This is a genomic window from Nitrospira sp. (genome assembly GCA_037045225.1).
Taxonomy (GTDB): Bacteria; Nitrospirota; Nitrospiria; order Nitrospirales; family Nitrospiraceae; genus Nitrospira_A.
This window is the reverse complement of the sequence record JBAOHZ010000009.1, coordinates 2,084,522-2,104,069: the sequence shown is the minus strand read 5'-3', so window position 1 is coordinate 2,104,069 and position 19,548 is coordinate 2,084,522. Positions and strand designations below refer to the sequence as shown.

Sequence of the window (19,548 nt, the reverse complement as noted above, 5' to 3'; positions counted from 1 at the left end):
GAGGACGCGAATAGCCTTATGAAAATGGAAATGACCGAACTCGGCCCCATGAAGCGGGCCCTTAAAATCGAAGTCCCGGCTGATGAAGTCAACGTGCGTTTTGTTCAAGCCTACTCGGAGTTGAATCGACAAGTTCGCATTCCAGGATTTCGACCCGGTAAGGCTCCGCTGCAATTGCTGGAGAAGCGCTACGCGAAGACCATCGAAGAGGATGTGATTCGCAGCTTGGTCCCGGATTATTATGATCGAGCCATCCGGCAGGCAGGCATCGTTCCGGTGCTCGTGGAAATACCGCCTCTAGAACGAGTCAAAGTCAAGAAAGACACTCCCTTTAGCTTCACGGCAACGGTTGAAATCAAGCCGACCATCGAGCTTCGAGATTACAAGGCTCCGAACCCTATTTCCTTGAAGCAGGATCAGCGAACCGTCACAGACGAGCAAGTCCAAAAAGCGCTTGAGGTCCTCCGCGAGCAAATGGCGCAATTACACCCGGCCCCCACAGGAACGGCATTGGCGGACGGCGACTTCGCGGTTCTAGACATTGCCGGAACCTTAGATGGCACGCCGCTTGACGGCACGACCAAGGACGGACACCTGCACAAGATGGGGTCACATGCCTCTGTTCTTGGCCTCGACATCGAAGCGCACCTTGCCGGCAAAAAGGACGGCGAGATCGTCACCATTCCACAAGCCTATCCGGCCACACACCCCGATACTCGAGTCGCGGGCAAGACTGTGACGTTTCGCTGTGCCATCAAATCCGTGAAGCAAAAACAACTCCCGGCGCTAGACGACGAGTTCGCAAAGGATTGCGGCCCCTACCAATCATTGCAGGAAATCCGAGAGAAGCTTCGCACCGAAATGGAACGGGCCTTGAAGAAAGATATCGAGGATACATACAAAGAAACCATCATCAAGCGACTGGCAGAAACCCACCATTTTGAACTTCCCGGAACCTTGGTCGAGCGAGAATTGTCGGCGATGGTCAGACAACAGTTGCAATCCAATCAGCGTAAATCTACTGAAAGTACCAACACGCCGTCCGGCTCACCTCAAACAGAAGATGCCAAAAAGCTCCAGGACGAGTTGCGCCCGGAAGCTGAGCGCCGCGTGAAAGTGGGACTCATTCTTGAAGCGCTTGCGGCGAAGGAATCCATCACCGTCACGAATGAGGACCTTGGCAACGAAATCGCGAGACTCGCGGCAGAGGTTAAACTCTCGGTCGAGGAAGTCACCCGCATGATCCAGGCCGGTGGGCAAGAGACCCTGGATGATCTTCGATCTAGAATTTTGGCGGACAAAGCATTGGATTTTGTTTACAAACACGCGATGATCCAGGGGTAGTGTAATCTGATGCAAGGAGTCGCAACACTGGATTGCCGGAAGGTGATCACCCAGTCCATGTTAGATGCGTATGGTAAACTGAAGAGTTTCCACCTGTCAGGCCTCTAGCGGAAAGGATTCAGCTGAATGCTAGTTCCGATTGTCATCGAACAGACGAACCGCGGCGAACGTGCTTATGATATCTACTCACGCCTGCTTAAAGACCGCATCATCTTTCTCGGCGCTCCGATCGATGACGTCTTTGCGAACCTGATCATCGCTCAACTGCTCTTCCTGGAAGCTGAGGATCCTGAAAAGGATATCAATCTGTATATCAATTCCCCTGGAGGAAGCGTCACCGCTGGACTTGGCATCTACGATACGATGCAATACGTCAAGCCGGCTATCAATACGATCTGCTTGGGCCAGGCTGCAAGCATGGGAGCCTTCCTTCTGACAGCCGGAACAAAGGGCAAGCGCTACGCCTTGCCGAATGCCCGCGTCATGATCCATCAGCCAATGGGGGGCTTTCAGGGCCAGGCGACAGAAATCGATATTCACGCGCGCGAGATTCTGAAGATTCGCGAACGCCTGAACGAAATCATGGCCAAGCACACCGGACAGCCGCTCGACAAAATCTCCCAGGACACCGAGCGAGACTATTTCATGTCGAGCGAGGAAGCCAAGCGGTATGGGCTGATCGACGAAGTCATCACGCGCCCCCTGAAGAGCCTCAAGCCCGTCGGGTCGACGGACTCGGGGAAGGACGGCGGTAAGAGCTAGTTGACCTTTGGTGTACAGGAGGCAGCATGGCTAAGCAAGAAAAGATTGATCGGCACCTGCGTTGTTCGTTCTGCGGGAAAAGTCGGGACGAAGTCCGGAAGCTTATCGCCGGTCCCACCGTCTATATCTGCGACGAATGCGTCAACCTCTGCAATGACATCATCGCAGAGGATTGGGAAGAGGCGAAGGAAGAAATCTCTTCGAAGCTCAAGAAGCCAGCCGAAATCAAACATCACCTCGATCAATATGTCGTTGGCCAGGATCGCGCCAAACGAATCCTTTCTGTTGCCGTGCACAACCACTACAAACGCATCTCCGCGAAGGAAAAGGATGTCGACGATGTCGAACTCCAAAAAGGCAATATTCTGGTCGTCGGCCCAACCGGTACCGGGAAAACGCTCCTCGCACAAACTCTGGCCAAATTTCTTGACGTGCCCTTCACTCTTGCTGATGCCACGACACTCACCGAAGCCGGTTACGTGGGAGAGGATGTCGAAAACATTATCCTGAAACTGCTCCAAGCCGCGGACTACGATGTGGAACGCGCTGAACGCGGGATTGTGTATATCGACGAAATCGACAAGATCAGCAGGAAAAGCGACAGCCCGTCCATCACGAGAGACGTCTCCGGTGAGGGTGTGCAGCAGGCACTCCTGAAACTGATCGAAGGGACCGTCGCGAACGTGCCTCCGCAAGGAGGGCGCAAGCACCCGCATCAAGAATTCATACAGGTAAACACCTCCAATATTTTGTTCATTTGTGGTGGAGCATTCGTCGGACTGGAGCACATCATCGAACAACGCATGAACAAGAAATCAATGGGGTTCGGAGCGGAAGTCCGAGGTCGCAACGACATCCGGTTGGGCGAGTTGTTGCCGCATGTCCAGCCGGAAGATCTCTTGAAGTATGGATTGATCCCGGAATTCATCGGTCGCTTGCCCGTGGTCGCCACGTTAGACGAGCTCGACGAGCAGGCGTTGATTCGAATCCTTACTGAGCCCAGAAACGCGCTCACCAAACAATATGAAAAGCTTCTGTCTTTCGAGAAGGTCAAGCTTCGATTTACCGAGGGAGCTCTGAGCGCCGTAGCCCGCAAAGCATTCACACAAAAGACCGGTGCACGGGGATTACGCTCCATTCTGGAGGAAGCTATGCTCGATGTGATGTATGACGCCCCTTCTCAGAAGCAAATCAAGGAAGTTGTCATCACTGAAGACGCTATCAGCGGGAAACACGCTCCAATTCGAATCTTTGAGCAGGATAAAGACGTGAAGAGCGCCTGATCCATCGACCACATGTTCACATCATTAGGGCAGTGACTATTCCTGAGGGGGCCTAGCGCCCCCTCTTCCTTTTCCCCCTGAAGAAGCACGTTCGAGCACATTCCACGCATCCCCCTACACAAATATCAGGTTTTTATCGACAAGCCAGTTTCCTGCGGTATACTTGCGGAAAGATGCCTATTCCATCAATGGTGTCTTTTCGAAGGGCGGTGCACGTGAAATTCCCAGTGGTTTCAAATAGTAGACACAAGGGCAAAACCCTCGAGGTTGATGCGACCAAAGAACTCATCACATTGGTCGGCATCAACGGTGAGCCAATGGGAAGCCTGGCGTGGGACTTTCTCGTCGATCAAATTCTGACGTATCGGAAACCCCCACAGTCCCGCGAGGCTCGATCTGAACCGCGCATTTCGCTCTCTATACGCGTCAAATACCATACCCCTGAAGGCACCCAATTCGAGAGTCGCGCTGGCGGGATCGGCGGAGGGGGACTCTTTATAGAGAGCTTTACGCCGTTGGCCGTAGGAACCAAGCTCGCCATGGATTTTACGTTGCCCGAAACTCCTGGTGAGTGGCTCTCGGCAAAGGGAGTGATCGCATGGGTCTGCCCAAAGGCCGACCAATATACATTTAGTCCGGGGATGGGGATCCGATTCACCGACATCACTACGGAAACACGGAACCGAGTCTTAAGCCTCGTCCATTCGGTCAAGGGCATCCCACAAGGCGAGTCGAACTAAGCTCCTGCTGTGAAGAACCGCCGTTTCAGGTCACCAACCATACACATGACACCTCTGAGTTGAAGATGAAATTTCCCGTTACCGCCACTCGCGAACACCAGGGGAAAATTCTCGATATCGACTGCGACCAAGAAACCCTTTCCCTCTTCGATGACAAGGGAAAACGGCTCAGCATCCTCGCCTGGAGCACCCTGATTGAATATATGCTCTCGGTCGATGAAGAGGCCCTCTTTGCGCATAGTCGCGCGCATCCACGAGCCCCTCTAGCAATCAAAGTCCATTGCACCACAACTGATGGCAAACATTTCGACAGCCTGACCGGCGGGATTGGTGGCGGCGGGTTGTTCATTGAAAGTAGTACGCCGCTGACACCCGGTACCGAGCTAACCGTCGAGTTTTCGTTGCCGGATCGGCCAAGCCAGAAATTCGAAACTCGTGCGAAGGTCGCCTGGACACGCTCAAAGCCTGAACGATATCTCTTATTTCCCGGGATGGGTATCCAGTTTACAGACATCGACCCGGAGGCTCAGAAACGGCTCATCGAATTGGTGGCTGCCCTGAACCGAACTCGTGCGACAGCCTAATCTGCTGAATCGCCCAGCCTGCCCATCCGCGAACCCCCACATCCAGATCCACTACCGCGATCGTCGATAAATCCGTCAACACATCGCTCGTACCAATTTTCCCCAACCGAAAGGCTGCCTCAGCACGCACGCCTGCAGACGCATCTGTCCTGAGCAATGAACGCAGGTGAGGAACAGCCCCACCGTCACCCGTCTCGCCCAACACCGCCACCACTCCCTGACGAACTTGTGTATCCGAATCGTGAAGCGCATCGACGAGATCGGCGGAGAGCGACACGGTATCCAGGTTGAGCAATGCCCGAGTGGCAGCGATCCGAGCGAAGTCTTGCGGATGGTGAAGGACCTTCAGAATCTGGGACTCACGAGCTGTGGATAACTCAATAGCACCGAGGGCCACTGCCGATGCCGCTCGAACGGTTTCGTCTGAATCCGTGAGACGCTCTACCAGCGCCGGCCCACTCTCACCATCGCCCAACCGTCCCAGAGAAAGCGCGGCCGCCGCGCGAACAGATGCATCGCGATCATTGAGCGAGAAAATCAGGCCGGCACTCGCCGACCGGTGGCCGACCTTCCCCAACGCTTCTGTGGCGGTACGCCGAACGTTCGGATCCGAGTCGGTCAGCAAATAGACAAGCCGCTGCGCCACCATTTCCGGATCTCCCGGCGGTGTATCGATGTAACACCCAGTCAGCACAGCAGACAGAAGCACACTCAGGAGAACGTGGAGCTGAACACGACGCAAACTCGTGGGAGCGTATCGCATAAAGGTCATGACACCGACCATCGAGACGCACGACTTGCGAAGAGAACCTGAGACTGTGCGAAAAAGCCTGACTCACCAATCATGCTGGCGACGAAGCACTCGGCAAGATAACAAGACCGAAGAACAAACAAGGCGACCGTGAAGGGTGACGCGAGCACCACGACTTCGAGGAACCATCTGGGCGGCTAAGGAAGAAACTCTTTCACGCGCTGCTACACGGGTTTTACAGGGGCATCGTCGTCCAGCACCGGCGCTTGCTTGGCGGCCTCGATGGACTGCTCCAATTCCTTCTGCGCCGAATCCATTTCGGCCCGTATGGTTCGCATTTCGGGATCGACTGAACTTCGCACATCCGCGACCGCTTGCCGGAAGGTCCGCACGGCATCGCCCAATCCCTCTCCCAAACCCTGCATGTCCTGAGCGGAAAATGCTGCCGGTTGAGCCTGTGCGGCTTTCGTTCGCATAGCCGCTTGAGCAGCCTGCACCCGAGCGACGGCGTCTTTGTTCACAATTGCCGACGGGCGCTTGGCCACGGGCTTGCTCTGGGCGCCTGGTGGAAGGGGCGGATACTGCGCGCGCATCACTGGGGCGGGCGCCGCCATGCGGTCTTCCATGGTTGGTGGTTGATGACTGTGCGCAACGGCCGACCCCGCTGCCGCCTGCCCCGGCGTCACAGTCGCCACGCGCGGCTTCACTGGTTGAGCCGTCTGCGGGCCCTGTGGCCCGGCCGCAGCCATCAACGCGGCCGTCGTACCGGGAGTGAGCTCAGGGCCTGGGGTATATGGCGATGTGGCTTTGGGAGCGGACGGCGCCGACGCGACGGCAGCCGGCTGCGCAACTTGCGCAATTTCCGCCGTCGGCTGAGCCTGGATCTGAGCAGGCGTAGCAGCCGTGTCGTTCGGTTCGGTAACGTTCTCAGGAGGTGGAATATCATTCACCTCCTTCTTGAACCCCTTGAGCGCCTTCCCAACCCCTTCACCAATTTGCGGCAGTTTCCCAGCTCCAAAAATGATCAACACAATCACTAGGATAATAATCAACTCGGAGAATCCCATCGTGCCAAACATGTTCGATATCCTTCCTCGGCAAATAGGGGCTACATCGGCCTCAGAACGCCGCATCGGCCATCCGAACACCCACGATAGCTGCCCGATGCAAAGGGTGTCAAGAAAGGTGACCAGCCACAGCCGACCCAGGAATACAACCGAAGAAACCTAGCTCATAGGACGGGAATAGGAAGCAGATCGGCCTGAATCGGCTGGCCATACACCACGGCGTCGCGGGCGGAAAGATACACATCCAGTTCACTCCGAATACCGAAATCATTCGGCAAGTAGATGCCGGGCTCAATCGAAAAGCAGGTGCCCGGCAACAACCGGCGCGCATCCTGCGTCTCCAGATTATCGATGTTCGCACCATTCCCATGCACTTCCTCGCCGATGGAATGACCGGTTCGATGCACAAAATACTGTCCATACCCGGCGTCCTGAATCACCTGGCGGCAGACATCATCGACTTCCCACCCATAGGGGAAAGAGCCGGCTCGCACACGCCCCTGCACAAAAAGAACAGCCGCATCCCGAGCCCGTCGAACAATCTGAAAAATGTCCTGATGCCTGGCAGGCACCGTCGCCCCGACGAACCCCGTCCACGTGATATCCGCATAGACCGCTCCGGGAGTCGGCTGTTTGGCCCAGAGATCGATCAATACAAGGTCTCCCTGTCGAATCGGGGCTGAGCCTTCACTGACCGGTGCATAGTGAGGATCCGCGCTATGCGCATTCACCGCCGCAATCGGCGGACTCGACGTTACCAAGCCACGTGCCTGCATGCGAGAAAGAATGTACTGTTGCAATTCATATTCAGTCAGACCTCGCCCAGAACCGAGCGACGTGCCGACACACTCAAACGCTTCATCCACAATTGCGCGTAAACCTTCTGCGGCTACCTGGTGCGACGCCAATTGCACATCATTCCACACCGCCTCAAATTGCTGGACCAGATCGGCAGACGTCACCACCTCCGCACCGAGACTGCGCACCAGATCAATCGTGCCGGCATCCACGCGTGAAAGATACGGAATAGCATTCATCGGCGAATACTGCATCGCGACCCGCTTGGCAGCGTGCAGTAGGGAACCGAGAGCCGCGTGCTGATCCCGCCAGGAGACATACTCGCGCGCGTCACCGGGCAGCCCATCCAGCACATGAGGCTCAATACGATGCTGGAGTTTCACCGGCGTGCCTTCGGCAGGAATCCAGTAGTACCAGCGCCGCGTGACATGCCGCGAGGGATCTAACAACAAGACGCGGTAGGCAATCGGGTCGAGATGACGAAAGTCATAAAACAACCACCCATCAAGCCCCGGTTGTTCCCGGATGGCCTGCTGAATACGAGTAATCCGTGCAGCATACCGAGCGGACGCGTCCATGTGGCCATCATAGCGTCATTTCGAAATCGATACCACTGCGCAATCCTGCTGTCCTCTGCCGTCCATGCAATGCTAGAATGCGCTGAACACGCTATGGCTATTGTTCCCTCATCCGATCCCGCGCAGTACCGCGTCACCTTCTTCTTCGGGCCGGAAGTCGTCGAGGATCGACCGAACCATCTGCGATGTATCTTCAACGTGAAGAAGCGGAGTTGGAAAGGCGGCGTGCAAGTGGCGGTGGATGTGGCTCAGGATCACCTCGACCGAGCCAGGGAACGAATTCATTATACGTCCTGGCTGGCCGGACTGCTTCAAGCGGGAAATCAAGACGAACGCAAGGAGCTGACCAGCCGCGCCGATGACCTGCTCGTCCAATCACTCTGTACCAGTGCACTCAATCTGGCCCTCCAGACAGGAATTGAACAGGTGAATCAACTGATCGACGCCGCCGCGTTCGCCGACGAACTGCATCAACTCCTCGACGACCAACCGGAACAGATCACCGATCGAATTCGCCTCGAACTGGACTTGGGTGAGATTTCCGAAATCTAATGAACAACGGACTGACAGCAAAGCCGGAAGGGGTTTGAAAACGGGGGCGAATTTGTTATAACGACAACGGACTCATCGGCATTCATTTTTCTTTCCACCGCATCGGAGCTTCAGCACGAAGGAGGCACCCAACGTGAACGTCTCTGTCTATCTGCCACTTAAAAGACGACGCAGCCTCTGGGCCCAAGTTTTCGTCTTCAGTCTTGTCACGATCTGTTCGCTGGCCTTACTCATCGCCCCCGTTTCAGCACAGGAGTCGAGTGGCGCTTCCAATGTACCTGTCTCACAGAACGATGCTAGCGCTTCGGGTGTCGGCGTTCAGGTAGGCTCCGCACTGGCCACGATCGTTTACTTCCCGCTCAAACTGGCCTTCGCCATCGGAGGCGGGGTTGTGGGCGGATTAGCCTATGGCTTCTCAGGGTTCAGTGAACAGACCGCCAAGAATATCTGGGTCCCGAGCATGTACGGCACCTACATCATCACGCCGGACCATCTGAAGGGCGATAAACCCATCCGTTTCCTCGGTGTCTCAAGCGAGCCGGCCCGAGAGGTCAGTGACTACAGCACCTCGGAACCAGTTCCGTTGCCATTGGAACCCATCCGCTAGCATGAAACCCGTCATCGGAGTCACGCCCGACTTCAATGCCGGTGATCGTCAAGAATGGGGCGGCAAAGAGCCCACGTATTTTCTACGGGCGCGGTACGTCCGCGCAATCGAGGAACTCGGCGGCGTGCCGGTAATTCTCCCGCTCGTGGCAGACCGCTCTGCCCGCCGGCGTCTCCTGCAAGGAATCGACGGGCTGCTGTTGACAGGAAGCGGTCCGGACTTAGACCCGAGCCTCTACGCAGAACGAAAACGATTCACATTTCCGATCGTTGCCGAACGCCGCTCCAGCTTCGAACTGGACCTGGTCCGTCTCGCCATCCGCCGTCACATTCCAACCTTGGCCATCTGCGGAGGCATGCAAACCATGAATGTCGCCTGCGGTGGAAGCCTCTACCAGGACCTGCCTGCTCAGGTCGATCACGTGTTGCAGCATCGACAGACAACGCCGGCCGTTCAACTCTCTCACAGCGTTTCCATCGCACCCAACAGCCTGCTCAATCGAATCGTCAAACACACCCGCATGCGGGTAAACAGCTCGCACCACCAATCGGTGAAAGCGGTCGGGCATCCCCTCATCGCCAGCGCAACGGCGCCGGATGGCATCGTTGAAGCCATCGAACATCCGACGCACCCCTTCTTCCTCGGCTTGCAATGGCACCCCGAATTCTTGTTCGAACGCCACCCCCTACACCGGCGACTCTTTCAGACATTCTTGCGGGCTGCTTCACGCCGCCCGGCACTCCAACCTTCACCTGCGAGACGCGGGAACAACTCATGACACGGTGCTCCGTCCGCCCTGACAGCGGACCTGGAGGTGACGCCACCGGAGAGAGGACACTGTGTGGGCAATCCGCTGTTTCGCACCAAATCCATCGAACGAATTCTCGCTGATTCCGAGGCTCCTGAACATCGCCTGAAACGGAGTCTGACGGCCTGGGATCTGACAGGACTCGGCATCGGCGCCATCATCGGGACCGGCATCTTCGTATTGATCGGCACCGCTATCGTCGGTGATGCGCATCGGCCAGGCGCAGGACCCGGCATTATGTTGTCGTTCATTCTTTCAGGCATTACCTGCGCACTGGCCGCCCTCTGCTATGCCGAGTTTGCCGCCATGATCCCGGTGGCAGGGAGCGCCTATACCTACTCCTACGCGACCCTGGGAGAGTTTCTGGCCTGGCTGACAGGCTGGAATCTTATTCTGGAATACGGTGTGGCCTGCGTGGCCGTCGCGATCGGATGGTCCGGGTACTTTAACAACATCCTCACACTCTGCGGCCTTGAACTCCCCTACTGGGCTACTCATCCGCCGGGTTCGGACGGCGGCATCGCAAACATCCCGGCCGCAATCATCGTGCTGCTCGTGACCGGCATCTTGATCATCGGGGTGAAGGAAAGCGCACGCGCCACCTGCGGCATTGTGCTGATCAAGCTCGCCGTGATTGTCTTCTTCCTTGCGGTCGGCACGTCCTCCGTCGACACGGCCAATTGGTCCCCATTTATGCCGTTCGGGTTTGCCGGCGTGGGCGCGGCCGCAGCCATCGTATTTTTCGCCTATATCGGGTTCGACGCGGTGTCCACCACCGCCGAAGAAGCCAAGAACCCTCAACGGGATTTACCCATCGGGATCTTCGCCTCACTGGCCATCTGCACCGTACTCTATATTTCTGTTGCCGCGGTCCTGACCGGCTTAGTGCCCTCTTCGCAGATTGACGTCCACGCACCGGTGGCTGAAGGGCTCCGCATCGTCGGCTTCAAGTGGGGAGCCGCCATCGTGGCGACCGGAGCGGTAGCGGGAATTACGAGCGTCCTGGTGGTGATGATGCTTGGCCAGATTCGGGTCTTTTTCGCCATGTCCCGAGACGGCCTCCTCGGACCTTGGCTTTCAGGCGTCCATCCAAAGTTTCGAACACCGCACCACGCGACCTATTTGACAGGCGTGGCCGTCGCCATCATGGCCGCGCTCATTCCCATCGGGGAGGCAGCGGATATGACAAACATCGGGACGCTCTTCGCCTTTGTCCTCGTCTGTATCGGTATCATGGTCCTTCGCTACACCAAACCGAACCATCCACGTCCCTTCCGTATGCCATTCATGCCGGTCGTCCCCATCCTCGGAGTCTTGGCCTGTCTAGGACTGATGTACTTCCTCCCCTGGATCACCTGGATCCGGTTCTTTGTGTGGACCATCATTGGGATCGTGGTCTACGTCATGTATGGAATGCGCCATAGCAAACTCGCGACAAGCCCCTCGACAGAGCAGACCGAGACACCTCGACCGGCATAGTCGAATCATGCGCGACGAAACTGATGATGGGCAAAACTAGGACGAGGCTTCGGTTGGGGCAACAGGAGTGGGCGCAGGTGACACGGTTGCAGCCGAAGCGGCTGGCTTGGCGGCAACTGCTGCCGGAGCAGGAGAACCTGGCGCTGCCGAAGCGGCGCTTGGGGCCGCGGAAGCAGCCGCACCGGCGGCCGGGGCGGCCGGTGGCTTGGGTGGCGCAGCGGGTTTCGGCGGAGCAGGCCGCTCGGGTTTAATCCCGCCTTCCCAGGAAGGGCCTGAATACATATCGGCTGCCAGCCCTTTGCCTTTCCACTTTTCTTCAAAATCTGCGGCAGCTTTATTCGGCGTTTCTCCCGCACCCACCACGTCATTCCATGGATAGGCCCGAGGACCGATCTGGCATCCGGTCTCCGTACGCCTCAAATACAAGGCAATCGGGTTCCCCCGGTACGGCCCGAGATAGATATGCACTGACCCCACATATTCAAGCAATGTGGCCACCACGCCTCCAAGAAGAGGTGCATGATGCCATAAGAGGCGGGAAGAGGGCAAGATGGGCCTATCCCCCCTGCGATTTGGTCCAGATTCAACTAGACCGCCGCAGGACGCTCTCTCGTGGGACGCATGCGGAGTAGATAGACACCCAAGATGAGGACGATAATCACGGTCACGTTGAGGCCGACATCCATCACGTACTGCTGAAAGAGTTCCTGTCTCGCCTCTCGCGTCACCACCTCAAGCTGATGGGACAATTCCGCGCTGGCCGTCAACACCCGTCGCGTGCAGGCGATGATGCCAACCGCCAGGTAGGGCTCCAATTCCAGCACCTCGGTTTGAAGAAACCGCACCACCGTTCGGAACAATTCCAGCAGGATGATGACGAGTAGCAGATCATTCAACAGCTTGAGCCCGGCCGGCAGGAGGGGAACATTGTCAGCGCGCAAAAAAAAGGCGTACCAGGCATGAACAAAAATCAGCATGCCCAAAGCCAGCAAGCTGAATCCTGCCCCGACATACCCCAGCCGGTCCAAATGGTCCATGAATCCGAGCAACCACTGCATGGTTGCCCGGCGAGACTTCTCTAGAGGCCCGGGAGGGGTCACCGGTGGCGTCATGCGGTTCCTGCCTGACCGGTCGGCATGGGAGAGTCCTCCCGCGGTTGACCGAATTTCAAGCTGTGGACCGCTTTGGCCGTGACGGTATGGCCACAACAGTTGACCCCCTGAAACCCGGCGCCTCCGTCGATCACCATCACGCGCAAACCGCAAGAGTCGGGAAACTGCCGCTTTTCTTCCAGCATGGCCCCGGGGAGCAATTCGCCTTTTCTCCGGCCTCTCGAAGAGATGATGTCCGGCACCACATCGTCCTCTGTCAGTTCATGCCCGCAACAGAAGATCTTCTGGAATCCCTCGCCACCGCCGGCCACCTTGACCACTAACCCGCACGAATCCGGAAAACGTTTTCGCTCGTCGAGAATGTCGCCCTTTTTGATTGCCATGCTGCCTCGAAATAAATGAATCGGAACACCGGGAACAGTACAGTTGATCCGATAGTGAATCAGATCGCCGACGGAAAAGCCAGCAGGGACTCCACCGGAGGAGCCTTCGAAGGCTGACTCCGGTGACGGGATGACATCAACGTACAGCCCTTACACGTGGGTTACCGGAGAATCATGAGAGGGTACCGGCTCCGGCGGATCAGCCGACGTCAGTTTGGGAAGACGCGCATAGGCCTTGTGCCACGAATCAAGCAGAACCCGGTGAGATCGACAGCCCACCACCAGTCGCGCATCGGAAATGGTGACCGGCTTATATGGATGAAGATACTGTGCCTTGAGGGTTGCCACGCGAGCCAGTGACTGCGCCAGTCGTTCCTGGGTAATTCGACCGTCGTTCACAGCACGCTCCATGGCCTGCATCGCCGCCATCACACGGTCTTGATCCTTACAGATCAACAACACATCGCAGCCAGCCACAAACGACCGGACCGCCGCCTCGCCGATGCCATCGTGATCGATGATGGCGTGCATCTCCAGATCGTCGGTAAAGACCACCCCGTCATACCGAAACTCCTCACGCAGCAAGCGCTGGATGATCGCCGCGGACAGAGTCGCCGGCGCCTCTGGGTCCAACGCCCGGTACAACACATGGGCCGTCATCAGGCTGGCCACGCCAGAACGAATGGCCTGCTGAAAAGGAGGGAACTCGGTGTCGCGTAACCGCGGCAGGCCCGCATCCACAACAGGCAATTCTTTATGCGAATCCGTCGCCGTGTCTCCATGGCCGGGAAAGTGCTTCCCGCATGCGACCACCCTATTGTCCTGCAGGCCTCCGATGGTGGCCAACCCCATCTCGCCGACAAGATCGGGGGAGTCGCCAAACGCGCGATCGCCGATCACGGGATTCTCCGGATTACTGTTCACATCCAGTACCGGAGCCATGTTCATGTTGATACCTACAGCCCGCAACTCTTTCGCAATGGTAGCGGCAGCAGAGTAGGCAAGCTCACTGGAATTACACCGGCCCAACTGCCCGCAGGGAGGAAAAATCGTAAACTCAGCCGGCAGCCGGGACACCCGACCGCCCTCTTGATCAATCGCGATCAGCAGCGGCTGAGCGGGCGACAGTTTCTGCAGCCCATTGGTCAGATCGACAATTTGTTGAACCGACTCGAGGTTGCGCCGGAAAAAGATGACGCCGCCCGGCGTATAGGATTTCAGAAACGAGGCTAGGTCGTTGGTGACCGTGGTCCCGGTGAACCCCATCATAAACAGCTGACCGATTTGCTCGCGTAGTGTCATAACCCCCTACCGTGACGATCTGAGTGAGAAGCAGGCAGCTGCCCCTACGGCAACGTGCGGTCCAGAAGGAACTGAATCAGGAGACGTGTGCCGATCCCGGTCGGCCCCTTCGGCACATACGCCCGCTCACGTTCACTCCAATCGGTACTCGCGATATCCAGGTGGATCCACGGGCAATCGCCGACAAACTTGCTCAGGAACAGAGCCGCGGTAATCATCCCTCCGCCCCGGCCGCCGATATTTCGCATATCCGCCACGTCGCTGCGCAGCTGCTCGAAATACTCCTCCCACAACGGCATCTCCCACACACGCTCACCGGCACGCTGCCCGGCGCTTCGGACCTGCTCTTTTAAGGGATCGTTATTCCCGAACATCCCGATGGCGAATTGGCCAAGCGCCACCACACAGGCGCCGGTCAGAGTCGCAATATCGATCAACACCGCCGGCTTGTAGCGGGTCGCATACGCCAACGCATCCGACAGAATCAGCCGTCCCTCGGCATCGGTATTTTGCACCTCGACGGTCTTGCCGGAGAGGGTCGTGACGATATCCCCAGGCCGCATCGCGCGCCCGCCCGGCATATTTTCAGCCACCGGCAGAATGCTAACGAGGTGGAGGGGGAGCTTGAGCCTTGCCGCAGCCCGCATCGTCGCCAGCACCTCGGCGCCGCCGGTCATATCAGCCTTCATATGCTCCATGTTCTCGGCCGGCTTGAGCGAAATACCGCCGGTATCAAAGGTGATGGTCTTTCCCACCAACACCACCGGAGGATCGCCCTTCTTCGCTTTAGCACCCTTGTATTCAAGGATGATGAACTTCGGCGGCTCATGGCTGCCACGCGCCACACCCAGCAACGCACCCATGCCGAGTTGTTCCATGTCCTTCTGTTCGAGCACCTTTAGGCGCACGCCGGGTTCTTTGGCCACCGCCTTGGCCTCCTGCACGATGCGCGTCGGCGTCATCACGTTAGCCGGGTGATTACACAAGTCGCGCACCAGAACGGTCGCTTCAGCCGTCGCCACGCCGCGCCGGATTCCTTCCGTGATCTGTGGAAGCAGGGCCGCTTGCGACGTGTAGATCGTCATACGCTCGACATCGATCGGCTTGGTGCCGTTGGCGCTACGATAGGCGGTGAATTGGTAATCACCGAGAATGGCGCCCTCGGCCAGGGCCTGCGCCACATCCTGGACGGGAATCTCCTCCAGGAGCGCGGCCGGCATCACCACGGCGAATGACGTGACTTTGGCTTGGCGAACACGTTTCACCGCGGAACCCAAGGCCTGGCGAAACGCATCCACACGCAGATCTTTTTCCTTCCCCAAACCAACCAGCAACAGCCGCTTTGCCTTGGCCTTGCCCTGGGTATGGACGAGCAACCCTTCGCCGGACTTCCCTTCGAATTCTCGGCGCTGAATCAACGCGGCAAGCTGCCTCCCGAGTTGAGCATCGATGGCGGCAGCTTCTTGCGCGAGATCGGAACTCCCCTCGCAATGAAGCAACACCAGCACCTCAGCCGCCTCGTTCTCAGCCCGTCCAACCTGTGCGTGAACTTGAATCTTCTTCATCAATCCTCCCCCGGTTCTTGCCGTTCAGCGTTCATTATCAGCCGTTCACAGACCGCCTCGTCCCTAAGCATCACGCCCCTCTCAAACACCACGCAAGTCCGGCGCCCAAATGTATTTGTGCATTTGGAGCTGGAAACGCACCGGCAGTTTATCGGCCAGTACCCACTCCGCCAAATGCCGCGCCTCCACCTCACCAAACACCGGACTCATGAGCACCGTGCACCGCGCCGGAAGATCGTGACGACGCGCCACCTCGCGCGCCCATTCATAGTCCGCTCGATCCTTGATCACAAATTTCACTTCATCCTGAGGCGCAAGCCGTTCGAGGTTCGACCAACACATGCGATCGGTCATTCCGCTCCCGGGACATTTGACATCAAGAATCACATGGACACGCCGATCGACGCCGGCCGTATCGATGGCCCCGCTGGTTTCCACCAGCACCTCGAACCCCTCGTCACACAGGCGACTCAGCAAGGGCAGCGATTCTGTCTGGCTCAACGGTTCCCCCCCGGTCACTTCCACAAGGTCACACTCGAAGGCGCGGACCTGATTGACAAGGTCGTCGATCGTCAGATCCCGACCGCCGTAGAAGGCATAGGCCGTGTCGCACCAGGTGCACCGGAGCGGACAACCGGTCAAGCGGACGAATACACAGGGGCGGCCAGCATAGGTAGACTCGCCCTGGATGCTGTGGAAGATTTCGGTAACCTTGACCATCGTCGATTGATCCGGCAACTCAGCATCTCACTGATGGATGATACGGAGGACTCATTTCCACGTCGTCACCGGCCATCCATTCCGCCGCGCGATGCGATCCATCCCGCGAATCGGATTCACGACCAACGGATGCCCCACCATGTGGAGCAACTCAACATCCCCGGGACTATCGCCATAGGCAAACGATTGTGTCAGATCAATGCGCAATTCCTGCGTCAGCCGGGCGATCAATTCACGCTTTCCTGGACCATAGGGAAGCGGGACACACACGTGACCCGTAAACCGGCGCTGTTGCCGCTCCAGCCTGGCCGCCAGCAGGGTCGGCACCTCCAGCAAAGAGGCGAGTGGAGCAATGAGGAAGTCGAGGGATCCGGTCACCAGCACGATATGATGCCCGGCCCGACGGTGTTCGTCCATTCGAGCGAGCCCTTGCGCGGACAGACGAGGAAACAGCTCGGCACGACAGAATTCCTCAGCCAGTGATTCGATTTCGGCCGCAGCCTTCCCGGCCAAATACAGTTTCCGTTCCCGTAGGGGGTGCAATGACACTGCAGGCGCCTGACGGAGCACCCAGCCCACACTGTCCAGAAGCTCGCGCCATCCGACGAGACCTCGCTTCCAGAGAAAACGGAAAAACCGAACTTCGCTGGCCTGTCCGGGAAGCAACGTGTTGTCGACGTCAAACAACGCAGCAATGTCCGTCTGCCGACTCGTGCGCGAAACATGTGAAACAGAGAGAGGCGTCATCTCGATTGTCGGCCTGCTGATCGCTGTTGATGAGGAAAGATCTGCGACGTGTCCGCGCAGCACGCGTGAATTCTACTGGACAACTAGTTGATTGACAAGCATTTTGGACCACTTCTATAATGCGCTTCCTCTGAGGCCTGGCGCCTGCGTAGCGAGAACGCGCGTTTCATCGCCGTCCAGCTGGCGTGCACCTCGCTTCATGTTTCGACGGAGAGACTCTCGGTTGCCGAAGTGGTGGAATGGCAGACACGCACGTTTGAGGGGCGTGTGGCGCAAGCCGTGCGGGTTCAAGTCCCGCCTTCGGCACCAAACTCAGCAGTCGTTCGACGAACTGGCGGTCCTTCAGTAACTCCCGCAGATCCAGCACGTTCCTTTCAGTACTATCTTACGGCGCCTCTTCCTTCCGGCAGAATGCACCCAGACCGGTCCCTACGCCGTCCGGCTTGTTGTGCGGCCACCAGCCAGGATCGACGGCTCTGCGATGACTCCTCTGCCACAGATAAACGGCCCTATTCCACTAGGGCCCAATTACATTTCCAATTGTCAATCATCTCTAACCGCCTGCTCCGGCTTGGTGCTATGATGGGCCACGTGCATGCCTAATCACTGGATCGTGAGTGCAACACTGCAAACCATACGGACGTTCCGTCGAAGCAGTCCCGCCCACCTTCTCGCAGCCACTCTTGGTGAGGGAATGCCCACTGAGGATGCAATCCGCTGATAACAGACGAAGGAGGCACCTGTGACTGCGCAAGACCTAACAACGGCCCTCTCGCCATCGGGAGATTCCAGCACCGTTGAGGCCCTTGTCCGAACCCTGTCCGGTCAAGCATCCATCGGCATCTTTCTCTCGGATCCCGAAGGCCGCACGCTATACCTGAATGACCGGCTGCGCCGCATCGCAGGACTGCCTGTCCCATCGACGCCCGGGGAATGCTGGCGCAATGCGCTGGCACCTGAAGACCATGACCCGATCTGTAGCGAATGGTCTGGCGCCACCAGCGCCGAACGGAGCTTTTCACGGGAGTTTCGCTTCCGCCGGCCGGACGGGTCGTTACGCTGGGTCATGGCGGAAGCCTTCCCGTTGCGCACCGGGGAAGGCCCCTCCGGCGGTTACGTCGGTATCGTGCGCGACATTACCCCCAGACAACTGGCACTGGACGCCCTGCACACCACAGAGGAACGGTACCGAACGCTGGCGCTTCAGTCGCCCCATGCGATCTTCGTCCATGCAGACGACACACTCCTCTTCATCAATGAAGCCGGCACCAGACTCTTCGGACTCGCAACCGCCCAGGCGATCGAAGGCCACCCACTGTCGGATTTCTTCCCGAAAGAGTTCCTCCAAAATCTCCCCCTTGCGAAAGTGACCACCAGACTCCCCAACAACCGACAGTTTCTACGATCCGATGGACAGGTCATCGATGTCGAATTGGTCGCCGCCCCCGTGGTATTCGACGGACACCCGGCCATTCAGGTACTCGTCACCGATATCACCGCACAAAACCAAATCGTCGAGCAGCTGCATCGGGGCAAGAAGCTGGCGACTGCGGCAACGTTGGCCGGTGGCATGGCCCATGAGTTTAACAATTGCCTGACCGCCATCATGGGGTTCTCGGACTTGGCCCTCCCGTCACTCGCGCCCGACAGTCGCGTCCATGGGCATATTCAGCAGGTCATCCTCGCGTCGAAACGGGCTCGTGACCTGGTCACACAAATGCTCATGTTTGGCCGCCAACCGGACGGCGCAAAACAGCCACTCTTCCTGGACATCCTCCTCAAAGAAACGCTGCGAATCCTCAGAGGGCAGTTGCCGGACAATATTAGCCTCCGCGAATGGGTCTCTGGCGCCACCAACCTCATCTCTGCCGACCCAACCCAGATCCATCAACTTTGCCTGGATCTCTTGGGTCGTGCACAACAAGCCCTGACCCTCAACGGCGGGGTCTTGGAAGTGCGCCTCGAGACAATACGCCTCGACTCCTCGATGCCCGGTCACGACCTCCCACTCCCCTCAGGCCAATATGTGCGCCTCACGGTCTCAGATACCGACGACGGCAGCCCCCCTGGGAGTCGACCTCAGACATCAACCCCGCTTTCTACGCGCCTCACTGGGGGGGATCAGGCACGAGCAGGGTTCGCAGAGATACAGCGCATCGTCAGCGAGCATGGGGGAACGCTTCGCGCCACCAGCACGGCCGGTCAGGGCACCACAACCGAAGTCTATCTGCCCGTCATGCCCCAGTCCCATTCGGCCTTGGGCACTGCACCGGCGCGTGGAACGACATCACCCCTTTCGCAACCGAAGGAATTTCTTGCTGAGCCTGACAAAGAACGGTAAATTCACTGAGCGACTCAAGAGAGCG

19 protein-coding genes, 1 tRNA gene and 1 pseudogene are annotated in these 19,548 nt (G+C 57.9%); 12 read left to right on the top strand and 9 right to left on the bottom strand.

What is annotated here, in order from left to right; all coding sequences use genetic code 11:
- Positions 1-18 precede the first annotated feature (18 nt).
- The 5 genes from tig to V9G17_10650 all read left to right on the top strand — a co-directional run bounded on the left by tig (position 19) and on the right by V9G17_10650 (position 4,713).
- Entirely contained in the window at positions 19-1,344 is a 1,326-nt protein-coding gene (tig, locus tag V9G17_10670; protein MEI2753057.1) for a trigger factor, read from the top strand.
- 126 nt (positions 1,345-1,470) lie between these two features.
- Positions 1,471-2,106 carry an ATP-dependent Clp endopeptidase proteolytic subunit ClpP gene (clpP, locus tag V9G17_10665; GenBank protein MEI2753056.1) on the top strand — a complete coding sequence of 212 codons (636 nt, stop codon included), beginning with the start codon at positions 1,471-1,473 and terminating at the stop codon, positions 2,104-2,106.
- Positions 2,107-2,132: 26 nt separating this feature from the next.
- Complete coding sequence (gene clpX, locus V9G17_10660; protein MEI2753055.1) at positions 2,133-3,389, top strand: ATP-dependent Clp protease ATP-binding subunit ClpX; 1,257 nt, start codon at positions 2,133-2,135, stop codon at positions 3,387-3,389.
- 215 nt (positions 3,390-3,604) lie between these two features.
- On the top strand, positions 3,605-4,129 hold the full coding sequence (locus V9G17_10655) for a PilZ domain-containing protein (protein ID MEI2753054.1): 525 nt from the start codon (positions 3,605-3,607) through the stop codon (positions 4,127-4,129).
- A 65-nt stretch (positions 4,130-4,194) separates the two neighbouring features.
- Positions 4,195-4,713, top strand: a complete 519-nt coding sequence (locus V9G17_10650) for a PilZ domain-containing protein (GenBank protein ID MEI2753053.1) — start codon at positions 4,195-4,197, stop codon at positions 4,711-4,713.
- On the opposite strand, the gene V9G17_10645 is transcribed toward V9G17_10650, so the two are convergent.
- From V9G17_10645 to V9G17_10635, 3 genes and pseudogenes are all read right to left on the bottom strand, one after another.
- The gene (locus V9G17_10645; protein MEI2753052.1) at positions 4,667-5,476 is read right to left on the bottom strand and encodes a HEAT repeat domain-containing protein; all 810 of its coding nucleotides are present in this window, start codon (positions 5,474-5,476) and stop codon (positions 4,667-4,669) included. The two genes, V9G17_10650 and V9G17_10645, sit on opposite strands and share 47 nt — an antisense overlap.
- 941 nt (positions 5,477-6,417) lie before the next feature.
- Positions 6,418-6,543, bottom strand: a pseudogene (gene tatA, locus V9G17_10640) (twin-arginine translocase TatA/TatE family subunit).
- Between the two features lie 152 nt (positions 6,544-6,695).
- Positions 6,696-7,907 (bottom strand): M24 family metallopeptidase, encoded by a 1,212-nt coding sequence (locus tag V9G17_10635; GenBank protein ID MEI2753051.1) that lies wholly within the window; start codon positions 7,905-7,907, stop codon positions 6,696-6,698.
- Positions 7,908-8,000: 93 nt separating this feature from the next.
- Between V9G17_10635 and V9G17_10630 the strand changes: the two genes are divergently transcribed.
- The 5 genes from V9G17_10630 (at position 8,001) to V9G17_10610 (ending at position 11,604) form a co-directional block, all read left to right on the top strand.
- The gene (locus tag V9G17_10630) at positions 8,001-8,459 is read left to right on the top strand and encodes a hypothetical protein (GenBank protein ID MEI2753050.1); all 459 of its coding nucleotides are present in this window, start codon (positions 8,001-8,003) and stop codon (positions 8,457-8,459) included.
- Positions 8,460-8,592: 133 nt separating this feature from the next.
- Positions 8,593-9,066 carry a hypothetical protein gene (locus V9G17_10625; GenBank protein ID MEI2753049.1) on the top strand — a complete coding sequence of 158 codons (474 nt, stop codon included), beginning with the start codon at positions 8,593-8,595 and terminating at the stop codon, positions 9,064-9,066.
- A 1-nt stretch (position 9,067) separates the two neighbouring features.
- A complete protein-coding gene (locus V9G17_10620) occupies positions 9,068-9,844 on the top strand; it encodes a gamma-glutamyl-gamma-aminobutyrate hydrolase family protein (protein ID MEI2753048.1) in 777 nt (258 codons plus the stop codon).
- Between the two features lie 63 nt (positions 9,845-9,907).
- Positions 9,908-11,353: an amino acid permease gene (locus V9G17_10615; protein ID MEI2753047.1), complete on the top strand. Its 1,446-nt coding sequence runs from the start codon at positions 9,908-9,910 to the stop codon at positions 11,351-11,353.
- Positions 11,354-11,376: 23 nt separating this feature from the next.
- Positions 11,377-11,604: a hypothetical protein gene (locus tag V9G17_10610; GenBank protein MEI2753046.1), complete on the top strand. Its 228-nt coding sequence runs from the start codon at positions 11,377-11,379 to the stop codon at positions 11,602-11,604.
- Positions 11,605-11,940: 336 nt separating this feature from the next.
- On the opposite strand, the gene V9G17_10605 is transcribed toward V9G17_10610, so the two are convergent.
- The 6 genes from V9G17_10605 to V9G17_10580 form a co-directional block, all read right to left on the bottom strand.
- The gene (locus tag V9G17_10605) at positions 11,941-12,465 is read right to left on the bottom strand and encodes a phosphate-starvation-inducible PsiE family protein (protein MEI2753045.1); all 525 of its coding nucleotides are present in this window, start codon (positions 12,463-12,465) and stop codon (positions 11,941-11,943) included.
- On the bottom strand, positions 12,462-12,848 hold the full coding sequence (locus V9G17_10600) for a hypothetical protein (protein ID MEI2753044.1): 387 nt from the start codon (positions 12,846-12,848) through the stop codon (positions 12,462-12,464). The genes V9G17_10605 and V9G17_10600 overlap by 4 nt, the downstream gene beginning before the upstream one ends.
- 150 nt (positions 12,849-12,998) lie before the next feature.
- A complete protein-coding gene (nagZ, locus tag V9G17_10595) occupies positions 12,999-14,150 on the bottom strand; it encodes a beta-N-acetylhexosaminidase (GenBank protein MEI2753043.1) in 1,152 nt (383 codons plus the stop codon).
- A gap of 44 nt (positions 14,151-14,194) precedes the next feature.
- Positions 14,195-15,715 (bottom strand): leucyl aminopeptidase, encoded by a 1,521-nt coding sequence (locus tag V9G17_10590; protein ID MEI2753042.1) that lies wholly within the window; start codon positions 15,713-15,715, stop codon positions 14,195-14,197.
- A gap of 81 nt (positions 15,716-15,796) precedes the next feature.
- The gene (gene queE / locus V9G17_10585; protein ID MEI2753041.1) at positions 15,797-16,435 is read right to left on the bottom strand and encodes a 7-carboxy-7-deazaguanine synthase QueE; all 639 of its coding nucleotides are present in this window, start codon (positions 16,433-16,435) and stop codon (positions 15,797-15,799) included.
- A 51-nt stretch (positions 16,436-16,486) separates the two neighbouring features.
- The gene (locus tag V9G17_10580) at positions 16,487-17,122 is read right to left on the bottom strand and encodes an HAD-IB family hydrolase (protein MEI2753040.1); all 636 of its coding nucleotides are present in this window, start codon (positions 17,120-17,122) and stop codon (positions 16,487-16,489) included.
- Positions 17,123-17,407: 285 nt separating this feature from the next.
- On the opposite strand from V9G17_10580, the gene V9G17_10575 reads away from it, so the two are divergent.
- Together V9G17_10575 and V9G17_10570 are read left to right on the top strand one after the other, a co-directional pair.
- Positions 17,408-17,491: transfer RNA gene (locus tag V9G17_10575), tRNA-Leu, on the top strand.
- Between the two features lie 433 nt (positions 17,492-17,924).
- A complete protein-coding gene (locus tag V9G17_10570) occupies positions 17,925-19,523 on the top strand; it encodes a PAS domain S-box protein (protein ID MEI2753039.1) in 1,599 nt (532 codons plus the stop codon).
- The last annotated feature ends 25 nt before the right edge of the window (positions 19,524-19,548 follow it).

Bases quoted from the DNA above. Each gene is read 5' to 3' on its own strand.
- tig (MEI2753057.1), top strand. From the start codon at position 19: ATGAAAATGGAAATGACCGAACTCGGCCCCATGAAGCGGGCCCTTAAA.
- V9G17_10600 (MEI2753044.1), bottom strand. From the start codon at position 12,848: ATGGCAATCAAAAAGGGCGACATTCTCGACGAGCGAAAACGTTTTCCG.
- V9G17_10650 (MEI2753053.1), top strand. From the start codon at position 4,195: ATGAAATTTCCCGTTACCGCCACTCGCGAACACCAGGGGAAAATTCTC.
- V9G17_10610 (MEI2753046.1), top strand. From the start codon at position 11,377: ATGATGGGCAAAACTAGGACGAGGCTTCGGTTGGGGCAACAGGAGTGG.
- V9G17_10630 (MEI2753050.1), top strand. From the start codon at position 8,001: ATGGCTATTGTTCCCTCATCCGATCCCGCGCAGTACCGCGTCACCTTC.
- clpX (MEI2753055.1), top strand. From the start codon at position 2,133: ATGGCTAAGCAAGAAAAGATTGATCGGCACCTGCGTTGTTCGTTCTGC.
- V9G17_10590 (MEI2753042.1), bottom strand. From the start codon at position 15,715: ATGAAGAAGATTCAAGTTCACGCACAGGTTGGACGGGCTGAGAACGAG.
- clpP (MEI2753056.1), top strand. From the start codon at position 1,471: ATGCTAGTTCCGATTGTCATCGAACAGACGAACCGCGGCGAACGTGCT.
- V9G17_10635 (MEI2753051.1), bottom strand. From the start codon at position 7,907: ATGGACGCGTCCGCTCGGTATGCTGCACGGATTACTCGTATTCAGCAG.
- nagZ (MEI2753043.1), bottom strand. From the start codon at position 14,150: ATGACACTACGCGAGCAAATCGGTCAGCTGTTTATGATGGGGTTCACC.
- V9G17_10605 (MEI2753045.1), bottom strand. From the start codon at position 12,465: ATGACGCCACCGGTGACCCCTCCCGGGCCTCTAGAGAAGTCTCGCCGG.
- queE (MEI2753041.1), bottom strand. From the start codon at position 16,435: ATGGTCAAGGTTACCGAAATCTTCCACAGCATCCAGGGCGAGTCTACC.
- V9G17_10645 (MEI2753052.1), bottom strand. From the start codon at position 5,476: ATGCGATACGCTCCCACGAGTTTGCGTCGTGTTCAGCTCCACGTTCTC.
- V9G17_10620 (MEI2753048.1), top strand. From the start codon at position 9,068: ATGAAACCCGTCATCGGAGTCACGCCCGACTTCAATGCCGGTGATCGT.